This window comes from Bradyrhizobium sp. B124 (genome assembly GCF_038967635.1).
Taxonomy (GTDB): Bacteria; Pseudomonadota; Alphaproteobacteria; order Rhizobiales; family Xanthobacteraceae; genus Bradyrhizobium.
This window is the reverse complement of sequence record NZ_CP152413.1, coordinates 683,654-710,304: the sequence shown is the minus strand read 5'-3', so window position 1 is coordinate 710,304 and position 26,651 is coordinate 683,654. Positions and strand designations below refer to the sequence as shown.

Here is a 26,651-nt window from a genome sequence, read left to right as displayed (position 1 = left end):
AAGCGGCCTCGCTTGCGCCGATCTCGTTTGTGGCTTGGAGCATCGGTTCTGATGGCATCAGCACCGATGCTCCATTTTTTGTCTTGACGCGTTTTCTTCAAGCGAACCGGCGTCCACTTCGCTCGAAAACGCTTTAGCGGCGGCCACCGCCGCCCATGCCGCCGGGCGGCCCGCCGCCTCCGAATCCGCCGCCGGGTCCGAATGGACCACCACCACCGGGACCGAATGGTCCGCCGGGTGAGCCGAAGCCGCCAGGACCCGGGCCGGTCGTTCCGCCATTGAGGGGATCGGGCGCAGGACCGCCACCACCTGGTGGCCCGCCGCCGGGCGCACCAGACGGCCCGCCCGGGCTGCCACCGGGGCCGCCGCCACCAGGCGCACCGCGCCCACCCGGTCCGGATCCATGTCCCGGCCCGGAACCGCCACCGCCGGACCCACGGCCCGGCGTGCCGGGGCTCTTCACCGAGGAGCCCGGGAATCTGGTGACCGAGTGCACCGACTCGACCCGCAGCTCGCGCGTCCCCGACAGCTGCGCGTTGACGACCACGCGCGTATCGGCCGGCGGCGAAAAGCGCGAGTGGTCGCGCGCGACGAAGCCGGCGCCGAGCTGCAGGTCATTGCCGACCCGCCGCACATAGGCCTCGATCAGGAGTCGCTTCGCGCCGGTGAGATCGGAGAAGTCGTCGGCGCGGCTGCGCGAGACCTGCATCACACCCTGCGCGACGTGGCCTTCGGCCTGCACGCGCTGACCGGCCAAAGCCGCATCGACGCCGCTGAGCTTGAGCTCGCCGATCCGGAACGCTCCGTCGCGGTCGCGCTCGAGCGGTCCTGCGACGCGCATCGCAGCGTCATGGCGCTCCTGCACCAGGCTAGCGACGACGATGCCATCGGTGCGGCGCAGCCCGAACACGGCGACGTGCGCGCCGACCTTCAGCCAGCTCTCGCGGCCGCTCCAGGCGACCTTCTGGCCGAGCACCGTCAGCTCGCCCGATTTCATCTGCTCGACCGGTCCGGTCACTTCGCTCGCGACATCGATGCGCTTGGTCGACAGCGTGCCGCCGGCATCGCGCTCTGCGACCACGCGCGCGAGCTGGCCGATCCGCAGCGCTTTGGCATTCGCCGCCTCGCCGTCGATCCGCACCGGAACGTCGGCCGCATAAGCGACGCGCTCGCCATTGACGTAGATCGAGCCGAACCGCTGGATCACGCCGACAATGCCGGTGCCACCGATGCCCTGGTCGGAGCCGGTGATCCCGGTGCCGCCGATGCCCTGATCGTTGCCGCGCTTCTTGACCTGCGCGCCCGCGAGCGAAGTTCCGGCGAGCCAGAAGCCGATCAGCAGCGCGCGGCGGGAAATGACCGGCGGGCCTTTCATGCCGCACCGCCTTCGTCGGCATCGTCATCGACCGGACCGTCGGGGCCCTCGCGATAGATGTAGATGCCGAAATTCCAGCGGTAGTCGCCGCCCTTGTCCTTGGCCAAGGCGCGGTTGGCCTCGCGGTTGGCGACCTTCAACGCCTCCATCGCGAGCTCGCGCGAACGGCCCTCGAGCCGTTTTGCCAGTTTGGCCGACAGCCCGTCGTAATGCACCGCGCGTTCGAGGAAGCGCGGCGTCGCCGACGACACGTTCATCTCGGCAGCCGCGACATGGTCGTGCAGGTTACGGCCGAGATAGTGCCATTTGCGATCGTCGTCGCCATGCGGGACGAAGGCCTCCTCGACCAGCATGATCTCGTCGCGATCATTGATCGTGACGAGCTTGCGGTCGAGCCATTCGTCAAGCACCGCGCGCGGCCGCACATCCTTGGTGATCGATTCGACCAGCGTCTCGAACGACGGCGCGCCGCCATCGGCGGTGCGCGGCAACGGCAGCGGATCGCCCTTCGTGTCGGTGAATTCGGGCGCGGCCAGCCAGCGCGCGATGATTGCGCTGGTGCGCGACAGCGTCGCCGGCACCGCATTGACCGGCGCGCCCGCGCCGCGCAGCCGCGCGACCTCCTTGCGGTGGATGCCGGTCAAGAGGCTGACGCGGCTGTCGGTCTGCTCCTTGCCCTCGAGCGCGAAGTCGTGCTCGGCGACGTTGACATAGAGCTCGCGCAGCAGCTGGGTCAGCGCCGGAAATGTCATGCCGCCGCGGACGCAAAGCCGCACCAGCGGGCGCAGCATCCGCGCCAGCGGCGCGTGCAGCTTCGCGGCGGCGATCGGCGCGGACGATCCCGGTTTCGGCTTCGGGGGCTTGGCATTCATGCCTAACTTTTAGCCGTCCGCCGCGTGGGACACAATCCCACCGTTTTGCCCACCTTGCTTGACGTGTGACATTTTCCCACTTATGGGAAACAAAAGTAACCTCCGGACACGGCGCGGCCTGCGGGCGCCGATATCCCTACGGACCGCTCCATGGCGCCTGCCTGATTCGACCTTGCGATCGCGGAAGCCTGCCGGATCGCCCAGGTTCCCTACGAGGAGTTCGTGTCGACGGTGATGGCGGGCGGCTATCCCTGCCTGCCGGGCGTGGCGCCCGGTTCGCCGCGCCGCTTCGGCGAAACCGATCTGCTGGCGCTGTACATCTATGGCCGCCTGCTCGCCTTCGGTTTCGGCGGCCTGCGCGCCGGCGAATATGCCAGCCGCGCGCATGCCGGCCTCACCGCCGAGCCGCGGGCGAACTCGATCTCGATCGCGCTGACATCGGATGGCGGCAAGCGCGTCGTCATCGAGCAGGATCTGCAGCGGCCCGCAGCCGCGATGCTGCCCGAGCGGATCCATTTCGACATCCCCGCCATCAGGCGCCAGTTGCAGCCATCGACGACGGGCAGCACGGCCGAGCCGGCCTGACGTCTCGCTAGCACTCCCGCCCCGCTCGCCTCGCGCCGTCACGGCGCGATCGCCCGCCATGCGCCCCCTGTCAAAAAAGTTGTCTACCGCCACATGTGGGACATAATCCCACATTTTAGCCCGACCCCATTGACGTGTGAAATATTCCCACGTATCCAGAATCCATTCAGCAGGGAATCCGACGCAATGTCTCTTCGTTCGGCCCACGACCCCGGTTCGCCACGCGAACCCATTCGGTTCGCCACCACACTCCGTTTCACGCCGCAGGCCGCCTGCGGCCCGATCGAGCCGGTGTTTCCGGCGCTGCTGCGCTCGCTGGTGTTCGCCGCCGCGCTGGCGCTGCCGTTCGTTGTCGCCCTGTTCGTTGCATGATCCGGATCGAGCCGCCCATGATTGGTCTGAACGCGCCGGCCCGGCGTCCGTCGGTGCTTCATATCTTCAAGGTCTACTACCCCGATCTGTTCGGCGGCACGCTGACCGTGATCCGCGACGTCTGTGCCTCCCTGAGGGACACGTTCGACGCCGCCGTGCTGGTCTGCTCGCGCGCCGGCGGCGAGCGGCAGATCGTGGTCAATGACGTTGCGGTCGAGCGCGTGCATTCGTTCGGCGACGTGCTGTCGCTGCCGGCGGCGCCGACCTATCCGTGGCGGCTGTGGCGCCGCATCGCCGAGCACGATCTGCTGGCGCTGCACGCGCCCTTCCCGCTCGCCGACCTGGTGTTCGCATTCGGGCTCGGCCGCGCGCGTCCGCTGGTGGTGCACTGGCACGCCGATATCGTCTCGCACGCGGCCTTGCGCTTTCTGGTCGAGCCGATGATGCGGCGGACCTTGCGCCGCGCCGCCGCGATCATCGTCTCCGATCCGGTGCTGATCGAAACCGCGCCGCTGCTGCAGGAATTTGCCGACAAGTGCCACGCCGTTCCCTTCGGTGTCGATGTCGAGAAGTATGATCGGCCCGCCGCGCAAGCCGACGACGTCAACGCGCGCGGCCGCCTCGTCCTCGCCTGCGGCCGGCTGGTGCCCTACAAGGGTTTTGACGTGCTGGTGCACGCCGCCCACGCCCGCAATTTCGAGGTCTGGATCGTCGGCGAGGGCCGTGAGCGCGGCCATCTCGAGCAGCTGATCCGCGACTACGGCCTGCAGGACCGCGTCCGACTGCTCGGCTCGGTGTCCGAGAGCGAACGCGTCAAGCTGATGCGCATCGCCGACGTCTTCGTAATGCCATCGGTGACCAATGCCGAGACCTTCGGGCTGGCCCAGCTCGAGGCGATGGCGGCGAGCCGCCCGATCGTCAACACCGCGCTCAACACCGGCGTTCCGCACGTCGCCCGCGACGGCCTCGAGGCCATCACGGTGCCGCCCGGCGATCCCACAGCCCTCGCCGACGCCATCGAGACGCTGATCAACGATCCCGAGCGGCGCCGCCGCATGGGGCAGGCCGCGCGGCATCGCGCGATCACGAAATACTCGACATCAGCCTTCAAGGAGGGAGTGGAGACGGTGTACCGCAAAGTCGTTACTGAAGAGGCAGCCGCAAAGGACGCAGGGTCACTAGCCCCAGCCCTGCGCCCCCGAACGGCCGGTCTCGTCGGCGCGATTCAGATCGCTGCAGCGCTGGCCTGGTCAGACGTCCGCCATCGCTACGTCCGCTCCCTCCTTGGACCCTTTTGGATGTCGATCCAGATGGCGATCATGGTGGCCGTGCTCGGCTCGGTCATCGGCCAACTCTCCAACGCCAGCGCGGTGGCGCGGCTGCCGATGCTGGCGGCGAGCCTCACCGCCTGGACCTTCCTCAACAGCGTCGTGCTCGACGCCACCACCGCCCTGCAGGGCTCGGCCAGCCTGATCAAGGATCGCGCGCTGCCGCCGGTGATCTTCCTGCTGCAATGTACCTTCCGCCAGGCGCTGTTCGCGGCCCACAACGCAGTCGTGCCGCTGATCCTGTGGCTCGCGCTGACGCCGCGGGACGTCGGCGGCGCGATCGCCGCCCTGCCCGGCCTCGTGCTGTTCGTCATCTGCGCGCTCGGCGTCAGCCTCGTGCTCGGCGCGCTGGCGACACGCTACCGGGACATCAAGCCGATCATCGAGTCCTCGCTGACCCTGGCCTTCCTGGCTTCGCCGATCATCTGGACGCCTGAGATGATCGATCGCGGCTCCACGGTGATGCGGCTCAATCCGCTGACCCATCTGTTCGCGGTCTGGCGCGACCCGCTGGCATCGGGCCATGTCGCGATGCCGAGCGTGATCTACGTGCTGGCCTGCCTTGCTGCGCTCGCGGTCGCCGCGACCGTGACGGTCGCTCAATTGCGCAAAGCGGCATTCTGGATCTAGCAACATGGCAAGCATCGACCTCCGCGACGTCTGCCTCGATTATCCGCTGTACGGCGCCTACGACTTTTCGCTGAAGCGCCGCCTGCTCGGCCGCCTGTTCCGCCAGACCAGCGAGATGCGCACCATCCGCGCGATCGACAACATCTCGATCGAGGCGAAGGCCGGCGCCCGCATCGGCCTCGCCGGGCCGAACGGCTCCGGCAAGTCCACTTTGCTGCGGCTGATCGCCGGCGTGTTTCCGGCAACCAGCGGCGAGGTGCAGATTTCCGGCAACATCGTGCCGCTGCTTGGCCTCGGCGCCGGCGTCAATCTCGATTTCGTCGCCGCGGACAATATCAACCTGCTGCTACGGATATCCGGCCGCAAGCCGACGCCGGCGATCCTGGACGAGATCTGGGCGTTCACGGAGCTGGAAGAACGCATGCAGCGGCTGCCGCTGCGCATGTTCTCGTCGGGCATGCTGATGCGCGTACTGTTCGCGACCGCGACCGCGTTTCCCGCCGACATCCTGCTGCTCGACGAATGGCTCAGCGTGGTCGACGAGAATTTCTCGGCCAAGGCCGAGCAGCGGCTGCGCAAGATGGTCGAGGCCGCGGCAATCGTGATCATCGCCTCGCACGACCAGGGGCTGCTGCGCCGGACCTGCAACCGCATTGTCAATCTCGATCACGGCCGCATCACCAGCACCGTTGCGCTGGATCCGCCCGTCCCGCATCACCCCGAGCTCAGAGAAATAACCGCATGACAAAGATCCTGGTCGTCAGCGAGGCGCTCGGCGAACCCAACCACAAGCGTGGCATCTTCCATTTCACGCGTGAACTGATCCGCTCGCTGGCCGGCGACGGCCACGAGCTGACCTTGCTGGTCGAGACCACCCGCCGCTATCGCAAGCTGCGCCAGCGCCAGCAGCGCACAAGGCTGCTGCCCGACGGGTCGCGACTGATCGAGCTGCTCGCGCTCTACCGCTTCCTCGACGAGGCCGACATGAATGCGCCCGTCATGCGCAGCAGCGGCGGCCTGCGCCGCACCGTCGACTGGTGCCGCGGCAAGCTTCGCGCCGCGACCTCGCTGGAATTCGCCGTCAGCTTCCTGCGCGCGGTCCATTTGCTGCCGGCCGGCGTCAGCCTGATCGAGAACCATGCCGACGGCCTCGAATACATCCCGACCGACCTGCGCCATCTCAAGCTGTTCGGCGACTTCCTGCTCGAACCCGGCTTCTACAGCTATCAGGACACCTCGGCGTTGCTGCGGCTGCCGCCGCCGCGGGTCGATGCGCGCGGCTACGACGTCATCCTCGTCGATACGCCGACGCGGGTCGCGATCCAGCGCAAGCGCGGCGCCAAGGTGATCTGCGTCGTGCACGACCTGTTGCCGCTCACCGACCTCAAGCTCAGCGACGTCGCAACCCGGCTGTTCCTGTCGCGCCTGTTCACCAGCCTGCAGCAGGCCGACGAGCTCGCCTTCGTCTCGCATTACAGCCTGGGCCGGTTCCGCGCCTTGCTTCCGCAGTTCGCGCATCTGCCGGCGCGGGTGGTCTATCCCCGGACCAGGTTCGATGCACCGGCGCTTTCGGCGGCTGCGCCGAGCGGACGGCCGTACTTCGTCGTGATCGTCTCCGCCGAGCCGCGCAAGAACCTCGCCGCGGTCATCCGCTCGTTCCGCAACCTGCCCCAGGCCGACCTCGTCGTGATCGGTTACACCGGCGCCCCCAGCCTGACTCGCAATGCACCGCCCAACGTCCGCTTTTCCGGCTATGTCGAGGAGCACGAGAAGGCGGCGCTTATTGCCGATTCCCATGGCCTGATCATGCCGAGCCTCGCCGAAGGCTTCGGCGTCCCGATCATCGAGGCGCTGGCCGCCAACACGCCGGTGCTGTGCTCGGACATCGCCGTGTTCCGCGAGGTCGCGGGCGAGCTCGCCGATTATTTCGACCCGTTCTCGATCGAGTCCATCGGCGCCTCGGTTACCCGGGTCCTGGCTGAGCAGGAGCAATGGCGGAACAAAATCCGCGCGCGCCGGACCGAGCTCGCCGAGCGCTTCGGCCACCACACCCAGGCGCGCGACCTGCTGTCGCATCGGGTCGTCGCGGAAGCCGTGGCCAACGTACCGGCGCCGCCTGTTGCGATCGCCGCATTCAACGGCGCCGCCGTGTAAGCCGATCATGATCACCGAGTCGCACACGCTCGACGGCGCCGTCGAGCCAACGCGATGGCACGACCGCGTCCGTGCCTGGTCCGGCTCAATCGCCTATGTCCGCACGACCGATACCCTGATCGCACTCGCCGCGGCTTCGCTACCATGGTCGACGACGGCGCTTGCCGTCTTCATGCTGCTGTGGCTTGTCACTGTAATCCCGACCATCGACTGGGAGCAGTTCATTCTCGACCTCGCGCAGCCGGCCTTTGCATTGCCGGTCGCGCTGGTCGCGCTCGCCGTGCTCGGCATGGCATGGTCGGAGGCCGGCTGGGCCGAACGGCTGCAAGGCATCAAGCCACTCGGCAAGCTGCTGCTGCTGCCGTTCCTGCTCGGCTATTTCCAGCGCTCACAGCGCGGGCTCTCGGTGTTCCTGGCTTTCCTGGTGTCATGCACACTGCTGATGATCCTGTCCTGGATCGTGCTGGCGCTGCCACAGCTCAAGCTCGCGCACACCGCCTCCGACGGCGTGCCGGTCAAGAACTACCTCGACCAGAGCCAGGAATTCGCGCTGTGCGCCTTCGCGCTGATGCTGCCGGCGTTGACGGCGCTGCGGGCCCGGCAATGGCGCATCGCGGCCGGCGCCATCGCGCTGATCCTGCTGTTCGTCGTCAACATGCTCTACGTCGTCTCGGCCCGGACCGCGCTGGTTACCATGCCGGTCTTGCTGATCCTGTTCGCCTCGCTGCATCTGTCCCGCCGCGCCACGCGGCTGCTGTTCGCCGCTGTCGCGCTGGCGAGCCTGCTGGTGTGGACGACGTCACCCTATCTGCGCCATCGCATCGCCGACGTCGGCATCGAGTATCGCGCCCACGATACGTCCGGGATCGCCTCCACCGCGCAGCGCCTGACCTATTGGCGGAAGTCGGTCAAATTCATCACCGAGGCGCCGCTGCTCGGACACGGCACCGGTGCGATCAGGCACATGTTCACGCAGGATGCCGCCGGACAAACTGGCCTAAACGCTGAGGTGATCAACAACCCGCACAACCAGACCTTCAATGTCGCGATCCAGTGGGGGCTGATCGGCACTCTGCTGCTGTACACGATGTGGACCAGCCATGTCAGGCTGTTCGCCGGCCGCGATCTCGTGAGCTGGATCGGGCTCGCCATCGTCGTGCAGAACATCACGAGCTCGCTGCTCAACTCGCATCTGTCCGATTTTCACGAGGGCTGGATGTACGTGATCGGCGTCGGCGTCGCCGGCGGCATGGCGCTACGCGCCCGCCGGCCGGAGAAAATCCCGGTGGATAGTGCAGCACGCCGTGGATGTGTAACTCACAAGTGGTGCAAGAAACTCAGTTGTCGTCCCGGCGCAGGCCGGGACCCATAACCACCGAAGGCAATTGTTGAACGATGCTGGAGCCACAGCCCTCTTCAACAACACGAGCCTGTGGTTATGGGTCCCTGCCTTCGCAGGGACGACGATCGGGATGTAGGCCGCGCCACACACTCCGCGTCGTCCTAGCGAAAGCCAGGACCCATTACCCCAAATGGTCATTGCTGCGCGACGCTGGGGCCCCAATCCCTCTCACAATCACATGCGGTGGTTATGGGTCCTGGCTTTCGCCGGGACGACAGCAGTGTTTGCTGCACCGGCAACGCCTTCATGACCCCCAACCGCCTACCGCGTCGCGTCGTGCCCGACTTCACCCGTGATGACGTCGCCGAACAGTTCCCAGGCCTCGCCGTTGAACCGCATCAATTGCATCTGCTCGATCGGGTAGTAGTCGTCGGGCGAGGTGTTGACCATGATGCCCGGTAGCATCAGGTCGGAGTGGAAGTTCTTCAGGCTGGCCGCCTGCTTCATGACGTTCTCGCGCGTGAGATTGTCGCCGCATTGCTTCAGCACCTGCACCATGGCCTCCGACTGCACATAGCCATAGACGTTGTTGAAATTGGCCTTGTCCCCGTCAGGATAGTATTTGTCCATGAAGCCGCGCCACTTCACGACCGCGGGGTCCTTGTCCCAGGTTGGGTCGGTCGGATCCTTCAGGTATTGGGTCGAGATGATGCCTTTGGCATATTCGAGCCCCGCCGGCTTCAGCACCGAGGCGACCGTGGTCGCGGTGTTGGCGAGGAAGAACTTCGGCTTCCAGCCGAGCTCTCCCACCTTCCGGATCGCCTGCGCCGATCCCTTCGGCGCCGCCCAGGAAAAGAAGATGTCGGCGCCGGAATCGTGCAGCGCGACGATCTGCGAATCGATCGAGGGATCGGAGACCTCGTAGGACTTGTCGGCGATGATCATGCCCGCCTTGTCGCCGAGGCCGTCCTTCAGGCCCTTGAATTGATCCTTGCCTGCGTCGTCATTCTGCCAGAACACCGCGATCTTGCTATCGGGGAATTTGTCGCGAATGTATTTCGCATAGATGCGCCCCTCGCTCTGGTAGTTGGGCTGAAAGCCCATCGTCCAGGGGAAGTTCTTGGGGTCGCCGAATTTGGTGCCGCCGGAGGCGACGAACAATTGCGGCACCTTCTTGGCGTTCATGTATTTCATGATTGCCGAATTCGACGGCGTGCCGAGTGCCTGAAAGATCAGCAGCACCTCGTCGCTCTCGACCAGCTTGCGCGCCTGCTCGATCGCCTTCGGCGGCGAATAGGCATCGTCGTAGCTGATGAAATTGATCTTGCGGCCATTGATGCCGCCCTGCTCGTTGATCATCCTGAAGAACGCGGCCTCGGTCTTGCCGATCACGCCGTAGGACGACGCCGGGCCGCTATACGGCATGATGTTGCCGATCTTGATTTCGCCATCACTTGCGCCGGGGTCGTATTTCTTCTGCGCGGTGGCCGAGGTCGTGATCAATGCGGCACTTGCGAAGGCCACGATCGCGCCAATATATCCAGAACGAGCCGGCATCGTTTTCTCCCCGATTTTTGTCGTAGTTTTGACGGCAAGTCTCGCAAGAGACGCATGTGCTGGCAAGCGCTGGGTTTTTCCGTTGGGCGAAACGGCATTGTTGCCTGGCGCTATTTATGATTGAAGTCGATCTGGGGATCACGAGTCGAGGCGTTCTGATTGCGTAAACCGGACATTCGTACCGGTCCGCGGCATCCGCGTATTGCCGCCGCGGGCTATGAGATCACACGCCGCCTCAGCGAACGTGCGTTGGCGAAGCGTGGCCTGCACAAGGCCAACGGTGAGTTCGCGCAGCGCACGATCGCTTCGATCCGCGAAAGGCTGCAGCGCGGAGAGACCGTCTACATCGCCGGCCTCGCCTGCCCCGGCACGCACAACACCGGCGTCGCGCTGGTCGAGGTCACCCAGAAGGACGGACCGCGCCTGATCGTCAACAACGAGGAAGAGCGCTTTTCCGGAAACAAACACACCAACGAGTTTCCGCAACACGCACTCGACGACATGCGCAAGGTGTTGCAGCGGATGGGCCGCGACGTCGGCGACATCGCGGCTTTCGTCACCACGTGGGACTATCCGGCGCTGCTGGCGATGCTGATCCGCACTTCGCTCGAGGAAGCGCCGGCCAGCATCAAATTGCTGCGCGCGCCGATCGCGCCGGCGATCAACCTGCGCCAGATGGACCAGGTGCGGCGTATCTCGCGCAGGCTCGGCAGGATGTACGGGCTTGGCGAACAGCTGCCGCTGATCTGCATGCCGCATCATGACAATCACGCCTGGTACTCGTTCACCGCATCGCCGTTCGCCGATGTGCGCGAGCGTGTCGCGATTGCGGTGCTCGACGGCACCGGCGACGTCGGCTCGATTTCGCTCTATGTCGCCGAGAACGGCGAGATGAAGCGGCTCTATTGCAATGAGAGCCTGTTCGATTCGCTCGGCGCCTTCTACACCGTGATCTCGTCGAGCCAGGGCGGCTGGACCTGGCTCTCCAGCGAGGGCCGCTACATGGGCGCCGCCGCCTGGGGCGACATGAACCGCGCCACCAATCCCTATTATCAGCGCCTGAAGGCGGTGCTGCAGCTCGGGCCCAATGGCAGCGTGCAGCTCAATCGCGCGATGGCCAATTGGTACGCCGACCCCGCCGACACCCCCTATCATCAGCCGCTGATCGATATTCTCGGCCCGCCGCTGCGGCCCGACCAGCTCTGGAATCCCGACGCCGTGCTGCGCGTCGAGGACATCAATCACCGCACCGACACCAAGGACCGCGTCGACAAGGCGGCCGCCACGCAATTGGTGTTCGAGGACGCGATGATCCATGTCATCGACCATCTCCTGCGCAAAACCGGCACCGACCGTTTGGTGCTGACCGGCGGCGTGGCGCTGAACGCGCTCGGCAACATGCGGCTGCTCGAGCACTTTGACGAGGCGTGGTTCGAACGCGTGCAGCAGCGCAAGACCCGGCTGCATATGTGGGTGCCGCCGGTGCCCGGCGATCCCGGCGTGCCGATCGGCGCGGCCTGGCTGTTCGCGCATATGGCGGGCGCGGCGCGCGGTGCGCCGCTGTCGCACGCCTTCTATTGCGGCCTGCCGCCCTCGAACGCCGACATCACCGCGGCGCTGCACGCCGACGATGTCGCCTCCACCGAGATCGGCAATGTCGCGACATCGGAAGGACGCGATGCGGTTGCCGATCTGATGGCCAGCATGGTGGCGCAAGGCGGCGTGATCGCGATCTATCAAGGCGCGGCCGAGACCGGGCCGCGTGCGCTCGGCCATCGCTCGATCCTCGCCAATCCCTGCGACCCCGAGGTGCGCGAGCGGCTCAACGAGCGCGTCAAGTATCGCGAGGCGATCCGGCCGCTGGCGCCGATGGCGACGCTGCAGGCCGCGCGCGACTATTTCGAGCTGGAAGATGGCGCGTCCGACGACGACTACAACGCCTACAACTACATGGTGCTCACGGCGCATTCGAAGCCGGAGGCGCGCGCGAAGATTCCCGCCGTGGTGCATGCCGATGGCACCGGCCGCATCCAGATCGTGCGCGAGGCCGACGATCCCCTCACCTACGCCTATCTGAAGGCGCTCGGCCGCCATATCGGCGTCGAGATGTCGGTCAACACGTCGTTCAATGTCGCGGGCCCGATTGCGCAGACACCGGCGCAGGCGATGGACACGCTGCGCCGCTCCAAAGGGCTTGATGCCGTGGTGCTGGTCGCCGACGACGGCACCGCCTACGCCGCCTGGCACGGCGGCGAGCGCGACAGCGGCCGCTTCACCGGCTGGTATGCGGCGTGGAAACAGGCGCGCGGCTGAACCAGGCCAAGACGCGCCCGTCGATCAGGAGCAGCGCGCTGGCGATCACGAGCGCACCGATCACCTCGCGCGGCGCGACCGGCTCGCCGAGGACGAAGAATCCGAGCAGCATCGCGGTGACCGGGAGCAGCAGCGTCACCAGCATCACATTGGTCGCGCCGGAGCGCTGCAAGATCTGAAAGAACACGATATAGGCCAGCGCCGTCGACAGCGCCGCGAGCCCGAGCACGGCAAGCAACGTGGTCAGATGCGGCATCGGCAACAGCCAGGGTCGTTCGGCCACACCGGCGACGAACGCCATCATCACGCTGGAGGCCATCATCTGGAAGGTCGCCGTGCCCAGCGGCGGCACGCGCTGTGGCAGCCGCCGCCCGACCAGCGCTGCGATGCCGTAGCTGAAGGCGCCGGCGAGGCACAGCAGGATGCCGATGCCCTGCCTGCTCTCGAAGCCGAGTGCATCACCATGCAGGATCGCGACCCCGATCAGCCCGACCACAACGCCCGCCACGCGGCGCGCCTGCAGCCGCTCCTCGCCGGCCACCGCCATCACGACCACCGCAAACAGCGGCGTCGTCGCATTGAGGATCGAGGCCAGCCCGCTCGGAATATAGGTCTGCCCGAACACGATCAGCGAGAACGGCAGTGCGTTGTTGAACAGCCCCATCGCGGCGAACGGCGCCCAGCCTGCCAGGCCACGCGGAAACTCGATCTTCCGGGCTCGCAGCAGCGGCAGCAGGATGAGCGCCCCGAGCACGACGCGCAGCAGCACCAGCGTCAGCGGCGGCAATTCGCGCAGGATCACGCCGTTGAAGAAGAACGAGCCGCCCCACAGCACCGACAGAAAGCCGAGCAGCCCCCAGTCGCGGCGATCGATCCTGTTGTCGGCGGAAGGCATGGCGGGCACTCATCTGCGCTGGCGCAGATGCCTAGCCGGGCGCGGCGGCGATGGCCACCCGATTTCCGTGAATGGCGGCTTTGCCTATTTCGGCCGCGACACGATCTCGATCATCTGGCCTTCGTCGCCATCGGGCGCGTGGGCCTTGGCCTTGTCGTAGGCGGTGAGCGCGGCACGGCTCACGGGCACGCCGGGCAGCAGCGTCTCGGCAAGCCGCACGGCGTAGTCGGCATCCTTGTGGCGCAGCGCCGCCGTGAAGGATGCGCCGGTGAAGTTGCGGTCGATCATCCGCTTGCTGTGGCGGATGATCTGCGGGCTCGCGATCGCGCCGGTCGCCAGCGCCTCGGCGACCAATTGCATGTCGAGGCCGGCCTGCTCGGCGATCGCAACGCCCTCGGCGAGGCTTGCGATCTGCACCGCGCCGATCAGATTGTTGATCAGCTTGAACACGGTGCCGGTGCCGACTGCGCCGAAATGGCGGATCGTGCTGCCGATCGGCGCGAGGAACGGCCGTGCCTTGTCGAGATCAGCGGCATCTGCGCCCACCAGCAGCGTCAGCTTGCCCGCGGCCGCCGCTTCGGGGAGCCCGGTGACCGGACAATCGATGTAGATCAGGCCGCGGCTGTTGAGCTCGCGCGCCATATCCAGCGTGTGCTGATACGAAACCGTGGAGCACTCGATCGCGAGCGTGCCGGCCTTCATGGTGGCGGCGGCGCCGTCCCGGGTCAGCCAGACCGCGCGCGATGCCTCGTCGTCAGCGACCATGGTCACGACGGCATCGGCATCGATCGCGGCGTCCTCCGGCGAGGTCGCCCACAGCGCGCCGCGCGCGATCAAATCCTCGGCCTTGGCCTTGCTCCGGTTCCACACCGCGACGGTGAAGCCGGCATCGAGGTAACGGCCGGCCATGCCGTGGCCCATGCGTCCCAATCCGATGAAAGCGACGCGCGGCATGGGCTAATCCACATCCTCGACGGAGCCGGGGCCGGTGCCGAAGGCACGCTGCGCCAAGGTCGCCGCCATGAATTCATCGAGGTCGCCGTCGAGCACCCCCGAGGTGTCGGAGGTCTGCACACCGGTGCGCAGGTCCTTCACCATCTGGTAGGGCTGCAAGACGTAAGAGCGGATCTGGTGACCCCAGCCGATCTCGGTCTTGGCGGCCTGGTCGGCGGCGGCCTGCTCCTCGCGCTTTTTCAGCTCCATCTCGTAGAGCCGCGCGCGCAGCATGTCCCACGCCTGCGCCCGGTTCTTGTGCTGGGAGCGGCCGGCCTGGCAGACCACCGCGATGCCGGTCGGAATGTGCGTCAGGCGCACCGCCGACTCGGTCTTGTTGACGTGCTGACCGCCGGCGCCGCCCGACCGCATGGTGTCGGTGCGGACATCGGACTCCTTGATCTCGATCTTGATGCTGTCGTCGATCACGGGGAAAATCTGCACCGACGAAAACGAAGTGTGCCGCCGCGCGTTGGAATCGAATGGCGAGATGCGCACCAGGCGATGCACGCCGGCCTCGGTCTTCAGCCAGCCATAGGCGTTGTGGCCGGAGATCTGGATGGTGGCGGACTTGATGCCGGCCTCTTCGCCCTGGGACTCCTCGAGGAACTCGATCTTGAAGCCGTGCTTCTCCGCCCAGCGCGTGTACATGCGCAGCAGCATCTGCGCCCAGTCCTGGCTCTCGGTGCCGCCGGCGCCGGCATGGACTTCGAGATAGGAATCGAACTTGTCGGCCTCGCCAGAGAGCAGCGCTTCCAGCTCGCGCCGGGCGACTTCCTTCTTGAGGTCCTTGAGCGCCTTCTCGGCCTCGGCGACCACGGCCGCATCGTTCTCGGCCTCGCCGAGCTCGATCATGCCGATGTTGTCCTCGAGCTCGCGCTCGACCTTGCCGATGCCAGAGAGCGCGTCCTCCAGCGAGGTACGTTCCTGCATCAGCCGCTGGGCCTTCTGGGGATCGTTCCAGAGATTGGGGTCTTCAGCGAGCTTGTTCAGCTCAGCGAGGCGTGCCGTCGATTGTTCGACGTCAAAGATGCCTCCTCAGCAGCCCGACTGACTGCTTGATCTCTTCAACAAGGCGTTCGATTTCCGCGCGCATGGTCTTTCAGGTGTTGGTGAAAAAGCTTGCCGGGGATGTAGCGACCGGCGCGGCAAAGCGCAATCGGCTTGGCCGCGCTATCCCGGCGATTTGGATCGGCCAGCCGCTAGAGCCATTTCCGTTCCGATTGGATCGGAACGGGGCTCTAGGTTTTTGTTTTGACGCGTTTTCTTCACGCGAACCGGCATCCACTTCGCTTGAAAACGCTCTAGTACAGCCCCCCGGTTCCCGGCCGCATGAAGAAGCCGCCGTCCGGCTGCCCACCACCTTGCGACGGCTGTGGGCCGGGCGCAGGGCTGCGGCCGTCGGCGTCGGCGACACCGATGACCGAGTAGTTGTCCGGCGGCGCGGTGCCCGGCTTGAAGGCTTCGAGGATGGTGTTGCCGCCATCGCCCGGGCCGGCCCGCATGCCGGTCTTGGCGTCGACGCGGATCAGCTTGATGCCGGCCGGGACCTTGAACGGGGTCGGCGGCTTGTCGGCGAGCGCAAGCTTGAGGAAGTCGCGGGCGATCGGCGCCGCCACGTGACCGCCGGTAGCTGTACGGCCGAGATTGCGCGGCTTGTCGTAGCCCATATAGACGCCGACCGCGAGATCCGGCGAGAAGCCGACGAACCAGACGTCCTTCTCGTCATTGGTGGTGCCGGTCTTGCCGGCGATCGGCTTGCCGACCTCCTTGACGACGGTCGCGGTGCCGCGCTGGACCACGCCTTCCATCATCTCGGTGATCTGGTAGGCGGTCATCGGATCCAGCACCTGCTCGCGGCGGTCGACGAGCTGCGGCTCCGGCTGGCTCTTCCAGCCGCCCGGCGCGTCGCAGCCGCGGCATTCGCGGGTGTCGTGCTTGAAGATGGTATGGCCGTAGCGGTCCTGGATGCGATCGATCAGCGTCGGCTTCACGCGACGTCCGCCATTGGCGAACATCGAATACGCCGTGACCATGCGCATGACGGTCGTTTCGCCAGCACCCAGCGCATACGACAGATAGTTCGGCAGTTCGTCATAGACGCCGAAGCGTTTTGCATACTCGCCGACCAGCGGCATGCCGATGTCCTGCGCAAGCCGCACCGTCACGGTGTTGAGCGAGCGCTGTAGCGCGTTGCGCAGCGTGGTCGGACCGTAATACTTGCCGGTCGAATAGTTTTCCGGACGCCACACGCCGGCGCCCTGCCCCTGATCGATCTCGATCGGCGCATCGATCACCGTGGTCGACGGCGTGTAGCCATTGTCCAGCGCCGACGAATACACGATCGGCTTGAACGACGAGCCGGGCTGCCGGTAGGCCTGCGTCGCGCGGTTGAACTGGCTCTGGTCGAACGAGAAGCCGCCGACCATCGCGAGCACGCGGCCGGTCCACGGATCCATCGCCACCATGGCGCCCGACACTTCGGGCAATTGCCGCAGGCGATACTGGCCTTCGACCGTAGTGCCTTCCTTGGTCACCAGCGGGTCGGCATAGATCACATCGCCGGGCTGCAGCACCTGCGAGACCGCCGTCGGCGCCTTGCCTTTGCTCTTGGCCCAGCGCACGCCGTCTATCGTGATGATGCCGGTCTGCCGCTCCTTGCTGACCGCGCCGCCGAGCTCGCGGCCCGGCTGGAAGCCGATCCGCGCCGATTGATCGCTGGTCTCCAGCACCACCGCCATCCGCCACGGCGAGATGTCGGAGAGCGATTTGACGTCGGCAAGCTTGACGCCCCAGTCGCCGGAGACGTCGAGCTTGTGCAGTGCGCCGCGCCAGCCCTGTGCCTCATCGTAGTTGACGAGGCCGGCGACCATGGTCTTGCGCGCCATCACCTGGATCTTGGGATCCAGCGTGGTGCGGACCGACAGGCCACCCTCGTACAGCTTCTTCTCGCCGTAGCGCTCGAAGATGTCGCGGCGGACTTCCTCGGCGAAATATTCGCCGGCGAAGATGTGCGCGCCGTTCGAGCGGCTGGTGACGTTGAGCGGGTCCTTGCGCGCCTTGTCGGCGTCGGCCTGCTTGATCCAGCCGTTCTCCAGCAGGCGGTCGATCACATAGTTGCGGCGCTCGATCGCGCGGTCACGGTTGCGGACCGGATGCAGCGCGGCCGGCGCTTTCGGCAGCGAGGCGAGATAGGACGCTTCCGCGATCGTCAGCTCGTTGACCGACTTGTCGAAATAAACCAGCGACGCCGCCGCGATGCCGTAGGCACCGAGCCCGAGATAGATCTCGTTCAGATAGAGCTCGAGGATGCGGTCCTTCGAATAGGCGCGCTCGATGCGCATCGCCAGCAAGGCTTCCTTGATCTTGCGCGCGAACGAGACCTCGTTCGTCAGCAGGAAGTTCTTGGCGACCTGCTGGGTAATGGTCGACGCACCCTGCGGGCGGCGGTTGGAGCCGTAGTTCTGCGCGTAGAGGATCGCCGCGCGCGCCATGCCCTGATAGTCGATGCCGCCGTGCTCGTAGAAGTTCTTGTCTTCGGCGGCGAGGAACGCGTTGATCACGAGCTTCGGCACCGCCTGGATCGGCAAATAAAGCCGGCGCTCCTTGGAGTATTCGCCGAGCAGCGCGCCGTCGGCGGCGTGCACGCGGGTCATCACGGGCGGCTCGTAGTCCTGGAGCTGCGAGTAGTCGGGCAGATCCTTGGAGAAATGCCAGATGGCGCCAGCGACGGCGGCGACACCGACCAGGAACACGACGGTTCCGGCGGCGAACAAGAAACCCATGAACCGCACGAGCAGGCGCATTATCGACGTTCCGTTCCTACCCTCCGGCGCCCAATCGTCAGAAGCGCCTGTCCAAAAGTGCGAAGCCTCACACAACGAAGGCTCACATAGCGAGGCCTTTGCATCGAGGCCTTTACATCAAAGCCTTGGCCCAGCGAGCCGCCTTGCGCACGCGAATATACAAGAGCCGCCGGACAATATGGTCGATTCTGCGGACCTGCGGTCCTTTGTCTATAACGTCGCCGCTGTGGCCAAACTAGGGCTTCCGGGCAACGGCCCCGGCTTTTCAGGCGGCCAATTTCACTTTGCCGGTCCGGCGGTTGCTAGCCGTTTCGAGAAGAACATGTCGATCGCCTGGACCATCGATCCGACGGCCTTGTTGCGCCAGTTCTCGGAGACCAGATGCTCGAGGTCGCCCTTGTTGGAGACATAGCCGATCTCCACCAGAACGGACGGCACGTCGGGCGCCTTCAGCACCCGGAAGCCGGCCGATTTCAGCGGATGCTTGTGCATCCGCACCGTGGACTTCATCTCGTCCATCAGCAGACGAGCGAAACGGTTGGAGAAGGTCTTGGTCTCGCGCTGCGCGAGGTCGATCAGGATGTCGGCGACCTCGGTCGGCTCGTCGGTCAGGTTCACGCCGGCGATCGCGTCGGCCTTGTTCTCCGCTTCCGCCAGCCGCTCGGCCTCGGCGTCGGACGCCTTGTCCGACACGGTGTAGATCGTAGCGCCCTGGGCGTCGCCCTCGCGGCGCGGCAAGGCATCGGCGTGGATCGAGACAAACAGCGCCGCGGATTGCGAGCGGGCGATCTTCACTCGGTCGTTGAGCGGGATGAAGGTGTCGTCGGACCGGGTCATAACTACCCGATATTTGCCCGACTTCTCGATCCGGTCGCGCAAAGCGAGGCCAAAGCCCAGCACCAGGTTTTTCTCGGTCTGGTCGCCGGACTGGGTGCCGTTGTCGATGCCGCCATGCCCCGGATCGATCACGATCAGCGGGCGCGAGTCGGTGGCCGCAACCGGCGGCAGCGCCGCCGTGGTGACGGCCGGAATGGTCGCCGTGGTGGCTTCGGAAATCGACGACTTCAATTCGGGCCGGCTCTCCGGCGCGAGCGACTGCACGAAGCTGGTGCGATCGACCTGCTCGAAATCCAGCACCAGCCGCGGTGGCTGACCGTTGGCGGCATCGAGCACATAGGAATTGGCGATCTTCACCGGGCCGGTCATGTCGAACACGATGCGGGAGCCGCCGGGCATCACGAGGCCATAGCGGAACGCCTTCACCAATCCCCGCGCCGCCGAGCCGGTGCCGGCAGCGAGCTGGAAATTGACCTGCGGGATATCGACCACGACACGGTAAGGGTCGGCCAGCGGGAAGGCGCGAAATTCGATCTTGCGGTCGAGATCGAGGATGAATCGGGTCTGCCTGTCGTCGCCGGCAAGCCTGGCGCCGGATGCGATCGGGAAATTCGGCGCGCTGGCGGCGGGGGCACTAGCGGCCGGCGCCGGCTGGCCGTCCGGTGGTCCCTCGGCCGCGCTCGGGGCGCTGGCCACGCCAAGCGCCAATGCTGCAGCGCACAACAGCCCGCATCCCAAGAAAACAAGGTGTTTTGCGCGGTTCTCCACCCGATTCGGAGCCTCCCAGCTGCTTCTTACCGCATTAGAACCACACGGTTAATCGCACCCTAATGACGCGCGGGCGAAAAGAGCCGAGTGTTGCGGCGGCGTGACGCTTCCCTTGCACGCGGCGGGCAATCCACGTATGTACGGAATGCTGACGGCTAGTACTCCCGGTTGTGTCGCGTTCAGCCTCTCGGTGCAACGGTGGAACCTTCCGAATCGAAGATCCCGCCGTGTTTTTCCGGTCCCTCCCCAGCCAGCGCCGCGCGCGGCTGACACGGAGAGGCGGATTCAAGCCCGAGCGGCGTCCGGTCCCAGACACACTCCCTCGCCAGAGGGACGGTTTGAGACAAGGCATAACTGATTATCCGGTCCCTTGGGGCCTCGATATGCGATGGCCGGCAGGCGCTTCGGCGCCAGGCGGGGCTTTCAGCAAAGGATACGGCGGTAATTTTCGCCGCCAACATGTTTAGACGGGCCGACGCTTAATGCGCCAGACTGCATTGCCGACCAGGATCCCCCGAATGATCGCGCTGACGCGAGGTGAAAACTTCGCCCGTCGCATCATCCCGGTGGGTTCCCGTCCGGCGCTGCGCCGCGAGACGCGTTTTGGCCTTCCCCTCACCCCCGAATCAGGTGGACCGTCGCGTCACCGGGCGGCGCAATTTGCGCCTGCCATGATCCGCGCCCGCCGCCGTCAAGAGCTCCAAAATGCCCAACAAGATGTTGATCGATGCCACCCACCCGGAAGAAACCCGGGTCGTCGTGGTCCGTGGCAATCGCGTCGAAGAGTTTGATTTCGAGACCGCCCAGCGCAAGCAACTGCGCGGCAACATTTACCTCGCCAAGGTCACGCGCGTAGAGCCGTCGCTGCAGGCTGCCTTCATCGAGTATGGCGGCAACCGTCACGGCTTCCTCGCCTTCAGCGAAATCCATCCCGACTACTACCAGATCCCGGTCGCCGACCGTCAGGCGCTGATCGAAGCCGACGAGCGCGCCCATCGCGAGGCCGAGGAAGAGCACGAGAACCGCGGCCATCGCCGCCGGTCGCGCCATCGCAATGCCCGCCGCCGCGGCCATGGCGACCGTGTCCAGAGCGAGGTGATCGAGGGTGCAGGCGCCGCTCAGGCGCTGCCGGCAGCCGAGGCTCACGAACATCCCGTCGATGCCGGGCACGATGAACATGATGCCGGGTATCACGAGCACGGCGTGGCCGCCTATGAGGGTCACGAGCATGAGGCGCATGATCACGCGCATCACGCCGACCATGAGCACCACCATGATCACGATCATGAGCATCACCATGACCATGGCCACCACGATCATGGCCACAATGATCACGATCATGACCACCATGACCACGATCACGACTACGCCCCCGTAACCAGCGAGGCGCCGGCCGCCGACGCGCCATCCGACCCCGTCGTCGCGGTGGTCGAAGCCTCCGTTGCGTCAGCGGCGCCGGAATTCGTCGAGACCGCCGAGGTCAATCATGAGCCCGAGCGAGCCCATGAGGAGCAGGTCGCGGAAAACGCCGCGCATGCCGACGACGCGCCGCATGTCGCTGCCGACGACGTTCACGCCGCGGCCGATGAGCACGCCGTCGCCGAATACGCAACGCTTGCGGACGGAGCCGCGCCCGAGGCTCGGCATGGCGACGATGCCGGCGAAGACGATGACGAGGATGACGGCGAGGAAGGCGAGGAAGAGGATGTCGTCGAGTCCGTCGGCGGCGACGATGTGCTCGAGGAGGTTCCGGAGCGCGCGTTCCGCCCCCGTCGCCAGTACAAGATCCAGGAAGTGATCAAGCGCCGGCAGGTGATGCTGGTGCAGGTCGTCAAGGAAGAGCGCGGCAACAAGGGCGCCGCGCTGACCACCTATCTGTCGCTCGCCGGCCGTTATGCCGTGCTGATGCCCAACACCGCGCGTGGCGGCGGCATCAGCCGCAAGATCACCTCCGCCCAGGACCGCTCGCGGCTGAAGGAAGTGGTGCAGGACCTCGACGTGCCCGAGGGCATGGGGATCATCCTGCGCACCGCCGGCGCCTCCCGCAGCAAGCCGGAGATCAAGCGCGACTTCGAGTACCTGATCCGGATGTGGGAGACGGTGCGCGACCTGACCCTGAAGTCGCAGGCGCCGACCCTGGTCTACGAGGAAGGCTCGCTGATCAAGCGTTCGCTGCGCGACCTCTACAACAAGGAGATCGACGAGATTCAGGTGGCGGGCGAAGCCGGCTACCGTGAAGCGCGCGACTTCATGAAGATGCTGATGCCGGCCAATGTGCGCGCGGTGAAGCAATATCGCGACGGCCAGCCGCTGTTCTCGCGCATGGGCGTCGAAAGCCAGCTCGATGCGATGTTCTCGCCGACCGTGCAGTTGCGCTCCGGCGGCTACATCGTAATCAACCAGACCGAGGCGCTGGTCTCGATCGACGTCAACTCCGGCCGCGCCACGCGCGAGCACCATATCGAGGACACCGCGCTCAAGACCAATCTGGAAGCCGCGGAAGAAGTCGCGCGTCAATTGCGTTTGCGCGACCTCGCGGGCCTGATCGTCATCGACTTCATCGACATGGACGAGAAGCGCAACAACCGCGCGGTCGAGCGCAAGCTGTCGGACTGCCTGCGCCAGGACCGTGCACGGATCCAGGTCGGCCGCATCTCGCATTTCGGCCTCCTGGAGATGTCGCGCCAGCGCATCCGCGCCAGCGTGCTGGAGAGCTCGACCGAGCCCTGCCCGCAATGCGGCGGAAGCGGCCACGTCCGTTCGGTCTCGTCGGTGGCGCTGCAGCTGCTGCGCGGCATCGAGGAAATCCTGATGAAGGGCGCGACCCACAATCTGGTGGTCCGCACCCGCACCGACGTCGCGCTCTACGTGCTCAACCACAAGCGTGGCCATCTGCGCGACCTCGAGGAATCCTTCCGAGTCTCGCTGTCGGTCGTCGCCGACGCCACGGTGCACGGCCAGCAATCCTACATCATCGATCGCGGCGAGCAGGTGCATACGCTCGAAGCCGCCAAGGCGCTGCTTGCCGCGCAAGCTGCCGCTGCGCCGGCGCAGGTCGATGAACCGGATGACGAGGAAGAACTGTTCGAATACGAAGCCGAGATCGAGACCGACGAGACCGAAGGGCTCGTCGACGACCGGGCGGCCGGCGAGGAAGCAGGCGCCGCGGAGGGCGAAGGCGACGGCCAGCGCCGCAAGCGCCGCCGTCGGCGCCGCGGCCGTGGTGGCAGCGAAGCGCGCGAAGGCGCTCCGCCGCCGCGCGAGGACGGCGATCTGATGCATGTCCTGCCCGATGGCACCGAGGTGGTTGCCGCGGGCGAAGCCGAAGGCGATGAGGACGAAGGCGACGAAGCGCAGGGCGCTGCCCGCGACGACCAGGCCGGCAATGGCGATCGCCGCCCGCGGCGCCGCGGGCGCCGTGGCGGCCGCCGCCGGCGCGGCACTGGTGGACCGGATGACGGTCTCGCCGGATCGATCTCCGATGAGCTGAGCCCGGTGGCAGCACCTGAAGCCACGGACGCGGTTGCCGATTTCGATAGCCACGACGCGGAGCCGGCCCCCTCGCTCGCGCAGCCCGAGTTGTTTGCCCAGCCGGCGGAATGGCAGCCGATCGAGGCCGCGCCGGTTGAGGCGATCGCGGCACCCGAGCCCGAGCCCGAACCCGTTGCAACACCTGCCGCCGAGGACACGGCCGAAAGCGACCGCGCGCAGCGGCGCCGCTCGACGGTGCGCGAAAAGGTCAGCTTCGCGTCGAGCCCGCAACCCGAGACAACACCGGCGCTGGCTCAGAGCCCGGCGGAGGAACCTGCCCCCGCCCCTGAACCCGCAGCCTCTGCCCAGCAGGCCGCAGCGGATGCCGCCACGGCCGAGGCTCCGGCCCGCAAGGGCTGGTGGTCGCGCCGCTTCGGCGGCGGCGGCAACTAGCGCCACCTGAAAGTCAAAACGCCCGGTTCACGCCGGGCGTTTTTGTTGGACAGGCCATCCGTTCGTCAGACACCGGCGTGACGGAGCCTGACGGAGACGGATCCCAATGCAAAGCGCGATCGTTCTTGGCGGCGGCATGGTGGGCGTCAGCACGGCGCTGCACCTGCAACGCCGCGGCTGGTCGGTGACGCTCGTCGACCGCAAGGAACCGGGCCGCGAAACCAGCTACGGCAATGCCGGTATCATTCAGAGCGAGGCGGTGCGGCCCTATCCGATGCCGCGCGATCCGGCCACGCTCGCCAGGATCGCGATGGGGCGCACCAACGACGTACGCTATCGCCTGGCCTCGTTGCCGCAGCACGCCGGTCCGCTGCTGCGCTATTGGTGGAACTCGACGCCCGAGCGGCACCGCGAAGCCACCATCGCCTGGGCGCGCCTGATCGCCTACGCGACGGCGGAGCACGACACGCTGATCCGCGATGCGCATGCCGACAATCTGATCCGCCGCGCCGGCTATCGCCTGCTGCATCGCGACCCGGCGGCCCTGGAGCAGGCGATCGCAGTCGCCGAAGAGAACCAGCGTGACTTCGGCGTGCAGTTTCGCGTGCTTGACGGCAGCGAGCTCGCCAGGGCCGAGCCAATGCTGCGCGACGACCTGCCCGGCGCCATTCACTGGCTCGGGCCGTGGACCGTGTCGGACCCCGGCGGTCTGGTCTCGGCCTATGCCGGATTGTTCGAGCGTCTCGGCGGCACGCTGCTTCGCGGCGATGCGCAGACGTTGACGGAGACCGCCACCGGCTGGTCGGTCGACACCGCTGGCGGCCGGATCGATGCCGCCCACGTCGTGGTCACGCTCGGGCCGTGGTCACCGCAATTGCTGCGCAAGTTCGGCTACCGGATTCCGCTGGTGCGCAAGCGCGGCTACCATATGCACTATCAGGGCGGCCGCTCGCTCGACCTGCCGCTGGTCGACACCGCGAATGGATATGCGATGGCGCCGATGGCCAAGGGGATTCGCATCACGACCGGCGCGGAGCTGACCAGCCCCGATGCGCCGGCGACACCGATCCAGCTTGGTTACGCCGAAGCGGCCGCACGCGAGCTGATCGAGATCGGCAGCCGCGTCGAGCCCGAGCCCTGGTTCGGCACCCGCCCCTGCACCACCGACATGCTGCCGGTGCTCGGGACTGCGCTGCGCCATCGCGGGCTATGGGTGAATTTCGGTCACGGCCATCAGGGCTTTACGCTCGGCCCGGCGACGGCACGGGTGCTGGCCGAAACGATGAACGGCGAGGCATCCTCGGTGGACACCTCGCCGTATCGGCTGGACCGGTTCTGACCGCTGACGCGAACCAAAGCGCGCTGAGTCCTCATCGCGCCTTGGATTCTTGTTTGAGCATGATCTTCTCGGAAAACCGCTTCACACTTTTCCGGATCATGCTCTAGTCCGTCGTCAGCGCGGTCTCCATGTCGGTCGGGTCGATCTGCCGGGAAAGGTTGGCATTGAGCTTGTCGCGGTCGAGCTCGCCCTCCCACCAGGCGACGATCACGCAGGCGACGCCGTTGCCGCACAGATTGGTCAGTGCGCGGCACTCGCTCATGAACTTGTCGATGCCGAGCACGATCGCCATGCCCGGCACCAGCCGCGGATCGACCACCGCAAGCGTTGCCGCCAGCGTGATGAAGCCCGCGCCGGTGATGCCGGAGGCGCCCTTCGAAGTCAGCATCGCCACCACCAGGATCGTGAGCTGCTGGCTGAACGAGAGGTCGTAGCCCAACGCCTGCGCGATGAACAACGTCGCCAGCGTCATGTAGATGTTGGTGCCGTCGAGGTTGAACGAATAGCCCGTGGGCACCACGAGACCGACCACCGACTTCGAGCAGCCGAGACGTTCGAGCTTCTCCATCAATGACGGCAGCGCGCTCTCGGAGGACGAGGTGCCGAGCACGATCAGGAGTTCATCCTTGATGTAGGCCAGGAACCTGAAGATCGAGAACCCGGCGATCCGCGCGATGATGCCGAGCACCACGAGGACGAACAGCGCGGCCGTCAGATAGAACGTCGCGATCAGCCCCATCAGATTGAGGATCGCGCCGGTGCCGAACTTGCCGATGGTGAAGGCCATCGCGCCGAACGCACCGATCGGCGCCGCCCGCATCACGATCGAGATCACGCCGAACACCGCATGCGCGGCGTCGTCGATGAACGAGCGGATGGTGTGGCCGCGTTCACCGAGGCCCATGATCGCAAAGCCGAACAGCACCGAGAACAGCAGCACCTGCAGGATCTCGCCCTGCGCGAATGCGCCGACGACGGTGTCCGGAATGATGTGCAGCACGAAGTCGACGCTCTTCTGCGCCTCCGCCTGCTTGGCATAGCCGGCAACCGCCTGCGCGTTCGCCGCCGCATTGCCGAAGCCCGCGCCCGGCTTGACGATGTTGCCGATGAGCAATCCGATCACCAGCGCGAAGGTCGAGACGACCTCGAAATAGACCAGCGCCTTGACGCCGATGCGGCCGACCTTCTTGGCATCCTGGATGTGGGCGATGCCGGACACCACGGTGCAGAAGATGATCGGCGCGATCACCATCTTGATCAGCTTGATGAAGCCGTCGCCGAGCGCCTTGATCCACTCGTTGGTGGCAATGCTGGGCCACAACCAGCCGACCAGCGCGCCGAGCACGATCGCGATCAGAACCTGGACGTAGAGAATCTTGTACCACGGCTTGCTACCGGCAGACGCCGGTGAAGCCGTGGCAACGGTTGCCGCTGCCATGTGTCACTCCCCCTCAGAAATGGCGGAAATAGCCAAGATCAACTTGGCCGTTCAAGTCAAATGGAACTGTGTCGGCCCTGCCGTTTATCCGCGGCGATCTGTCGCGTGCTGCTCCGCCGAAAC

General features: G+C 66.1%; 18 protein-coding genes. 9 read left to right on the top strand and 9 right to left on the bottom strand.

Annotated elements, in window-relative coordinates:
- Positions 1–133: 133 nt before the first annotated feature.
- Together AAFG13_RS03255 and AAFG13_RS03250 are read right to left on the bottom strand one after the other, a co-directional pair.
- The gene (locus AAFG13_RS03255) at positions 134–1,375 is read right to left on the bottom strand and encodes a DUF5666 domain-containing protein (protein ID WP_342711106.1); all 1,242 of its coding nucleotides are present in this window, start codon (positions 1,373–1,375) and stop codon (positions 134–136) included.
- Entirely contained in the window at positions 1,372–2,247 is an 876-nt protein-coding gene (locus AAFG13_RS03250; protein WP_342711105.1) for a DUF6502 family protein, read from the bottom strand. The genes AAFG13_RS03255 and AAFG13_RS03250 overlap by 4 nt, the downstream gene beginning before the upstream one ends.
- 222 nt (positions 2,248–2,469) lie before the next feature.
- On the opposite strand from AAFG13_RS03250, the gene AAFG13_RS03245 reads away from it, so the two are divergent.
- From AAFG13_RS03245 to AAFG13_RS03220, 6 genes are all read left to right on the top strand, one after another.
- Entirely contained in the window at positions 2,470–2,832 is a 363-nt protein-coding gene (locus AAFG13_RS03245; protein WP_342711104.1) for a hypothetical protein, read from the top strand.
- A 186-nt stretch (positions 2,833–3,018) separates the two neighbouring features.
- Positions 3,019–3,204: a hypothetical protein gene (locus tag AAFG13_RS03240; RefSeq protein WP_212317518.1), complete on the top strand. Its 186-nt coding sequence runs from the start codon at positions 3,019–3,021 to the stop codon at positions 3,202–3,204.
- Between the two features lie 17 nt (positions 3,205–3,221).
- A complete protein-coding gene (locus AAFG13_RS03235; protein ID WP_342711103.1) occupies positions 3,222–5,162 on the top strand; it encodes a glycosyltransferase in 1,941 nt (646 codons plus the stop codon).
- Positions 5,163–5,166: 4 nt separating this feature from the next.
- Complete coding sequence (locus tag AAFG13_RS03230) at positions 5,167–5,907, top strand: ABC transporter ATP-binding protein (RefSeq protein ID WP_342711102.1); 741 nt, start codon at positions 5,167–5,169, stop codon at positions 5,905–5,907.
- Positions 5,904–7,316 carry a glycosyltransferase family 1 protein gene (locus AAFG13_RS03225; protein ID WP_342711101.1) on the top strand — a complete coding sequence of 471 codons (1,413 nt, stop codon included), beginning with the start codon at positions 5,904–5,906 and terminating at the stop codon, positions 7,314–7,316. The genes AAFG13_RS03230 and AAFG13_RS03225 overlap by 4 nt, the downstream gene beginning before the upstream one ends.
- Before the next feature lie 7 nt (positions 7,317–7,323).
- On the top strand, positions 7,324–8,688 hold the full coding sequence (locus AAFG13_RS03220) for an O-antigen ligase family protein (RefSeq protein ID WP_342711100.1): 1,365 nt from the start codon (positions 7,324–7,326) through the stop codon (positions 8,686–8,688).
- A gap of 291 nt (positions 8,689–8,979) precedes the next feature.
- On the opposite strand, the gene AAFG13_RS03215 is transcribed toward AAFG13_RS03220, so the two are convergent.
- The gene (locus tag AAFG13_RS03215; RefSeq protein WP_342711099.1) at positions 8,980–10,215 is read right to left on the bottom strand and encodes an ABC transporter substrate-binding protein; all 1,236 of its coding nucleotides are present in this window, start codon (positions 10,213–10,215) and stop codon (positions 8,980–8,982) included.
- A gap of 159 nt (positions 10,216–10,374) precedes the next feature.
- On the opposite strand from AAFG13_RS03215, the gene AAFG13_RS03210 reads away from it, so the two are divergent.
- Complete coding sequence (locus AAFG13_RS03210; RefSeq protein ID WP_342711098.1) at positions 10,375–12,528, top strand: carbamoyltransferase C-terminal domain-containing protein; 2,154 nt, start codon at positions 10,375–10,377, stop codon at positions 12,526–12,528.
- Here AAFG13_RS03210 and AAFG13_RS03205 read toward each other — a convergent pair.
- From AAFG13_RS03205 to AAFG13_RS03185, 5 genes are all read right to left on the bottom strand, one after another.
- The gene (locus tag AAFG13_RS03205; protein ID WP_212317528.1) at positions 12,488–13,423 is read right to left on the bottom strand and encodes a DMT family transporter; all 936 of its coding nucleotides are present in this window, start codon (positions 13,421–13,423) and stop codon (positions 12,488–12,490) included. The two genes, AAFG13_RS03210 and AAFG13_RS03205, sit on opposite strands and share 41 nt — an antisense overlap.
- Positions 13,424–13,507: 84 nt before the next feature.
- Positions 13,508–14,377, bottom strand: coding sequence for an NAD(P)-dependent oxidoreductase (locus AAFG13_RS03200; protein WP_212317529.1), 870 nt, complete (start codon positions 14,375–14,377; stop codon positions 13,508–13,510).
- Positions 14,378–14,380: 3 nt separating this feature from the next.
- Positions 14,381–15,512 (bottom strand): peptide chain release factor 2 gene (prfB, locus tag AAFG13_RS03195; protein WP_173643340.1). Its coding sequence is split into 2 segments (ribosomal slippage): positions 14,381–15,442 and positions 15,444–15,512, totalling 1,131 coding nucleotides; the frame shifts between segments, so codons are not numbered across the junction.
- 208 nt (positions 15,513–15,720) lie between these two features.
- On the bottom strand, positions 15,721–18,222 hold the full coding sequence (locus tag AAFG13_RS03190; RefSeq protein ID WP_212317530.1) for a penicillin-binding protein 1A: 2,502 nt from the start codon (positions 18,220–18,222) through the stop codon (positions 15,721–15,723).
- A 279-nt stretch (positions 18,223–18,501) separates the two neighbouring features.
- Positions 18,502–19,827 carry an N-acetylmuramoyl-L-alanine amidase gene (locus tag AAFG13_RS03185; RefSeq protein WP_342711097.1) on the bottom strand — a complete coding sequence of 442 codons (1,326 nt, stop codon included), beginning with the start codon at positions 19,825–19,827 and terminating at the stop codon, positions 18,502–18,504.
- Between the two features lie 705 nt (positions 19,828–20,532).
- Between AAFG13_RS03185 and AAFG13_RS03180 the strand changes: the two genes are divergently transcribed.
- Both AAFG13_RS03180 and AAFG13_RS03175 read left to right on the top strand, forming a co-directional pair.
- Positions 20,533–23,751 (top strand): Rne/Rng family ribonuclease, encoded by a 3,219-nt coding sequence (locus AAFG13_RS03180; RefSeq protein WP_342711096.1) that lies wholly within the window; start codon positions 20,533–20,535, stop codon positions 23,749–23,751.
- 106 nt (positions 23,752–23,857) lie between these two features.
- The gene (locus AAFG13_RS03175) at positions 23,858–25,090 is read left to right on the top strand and encodes an FAD-binding oxidoreductase (RefSeq protein ID WP_342711095.1); all 1,233 of its coding nucleotides are present in this window, start codon (positions 23,858–23,860) and stop codon (positions 25,088–25,090) included.
- A 103-nt stretch (positions 25,091–25,193) separates the two neighbouring features.
- Here AAFG13_RS03175 and AAFG13_RS03170 read toward each other — a convergent pair whose 3' ends face one another.
- Complete coding sequence (locus tag AAFG13_RS03170) at positions 25,194–26,528, bottom strand: dicarboxylate/amino acid:cation symporter (protein WP_212317534.1); 1,335 nt, start codon at positions 26,526–26,528, stop codon at positions 25,194–25,196.
- Between the last annotated feature and the right edge of the window lie 123 nt (positions 26,529–26,651).

Coding starts and splice junctions, on each gene's coding strand:
- AAFG13_RS03255 (WP_342711106.1), bottom strand. CDS start 1,375: ATGAAAGGCCCGCCGGTCATTTCCCGCCGCGCGCTGCTGATCGGCTTC.
- AAFG13_RS03250 (WP_342711105.1), bottom strand. CDS start 2,247: ATGAATGCCAAGCCCCCGAAGCCGAAACCGGGATCGTCCGCGCCGATC.
- AAFG13_RS03240 (WP_212317518.1), top strand. CDS start 3,019: ATGTCTCTTCGTTCGGCCCACGACCCCGGTTCGCCACGCGAACCCATT.
- AAFG13_RS03235 (WP_342711103.1), top strand. CDS start 3,222: ATGATTGGTCTGAACGCGCCGGCCCGGCGTCCGTCGGTGCTTCATATC.
- AAFG13_RS03230 (WP_342711102.1), top strand. CDS start 5,167: ATGGCAAGCATCGACCTCCGCGACGTCTGCCTCGATTATCCGCTGTAC.
- AAFG13_RS03225 (WP_342711101.1), top strand. CDS start 5,904: ATGACAAAGATCCTGGTCGTCAGCGAGGCGCTCGGCGAACCCAACCAC.
- AAFG13_RS03220 (WP_342711100.1), top strand. CDS start 7,324: ATGATCACCGAGTCGCACACGCTCGACGGCGCCGTCGAGCCAACGCGA.
- AAFG13_RS03215 (WP_342711099.1), bottom strand. CDS start 10,215: ATGCCGGCTCGTTCTGGATATATTGGCGCGATCGTGGCCTTCGCAAGT.
- AAFG13_RS03205 (WP_212317528.1), bottom strand. CDS start 13,423: ATGCCTTCCGCCGACAACAGGATCGATCGCCGCGACTGGGGGCTGCTC.
- AAFG13_RS03200 (WP_212317529.1), bottom strand. CDS start 14,377: ATGCCGCGCGTCGCTTTCATCGGATTGGGACGCATGGGCCACGGCATG.
- AAFG13_RS03190 (WP_212317530.1), bottom strand. CDS start 18,222: ATGCGCCTGCTCGTGCGGTTCATGGGTTTCTTGTTCGCCGCCGGAACC.
- AAFG13_RS03180 (WP_342711096.1), top strand. CDS start 20,533: ATGCCCAACAAGATGTTGATCGATGCCACCCACCCGGAAGAAACCCGG.
- AAFG13_RS03175 (WP_342711095.1), top strand. CDS start 23,858: ATGCAAAGCGCGATCGTTCTTGGCGGCGGCATGGTGGGCGTCAGCACG.
- AAFG13_RS03170 (WP_212317534.1), bottom strand. CDS start 26,528: ATGGCAGCGGCAACCGTTGCCACGGCTTCACCGGCGTCTGCCGGTAGC.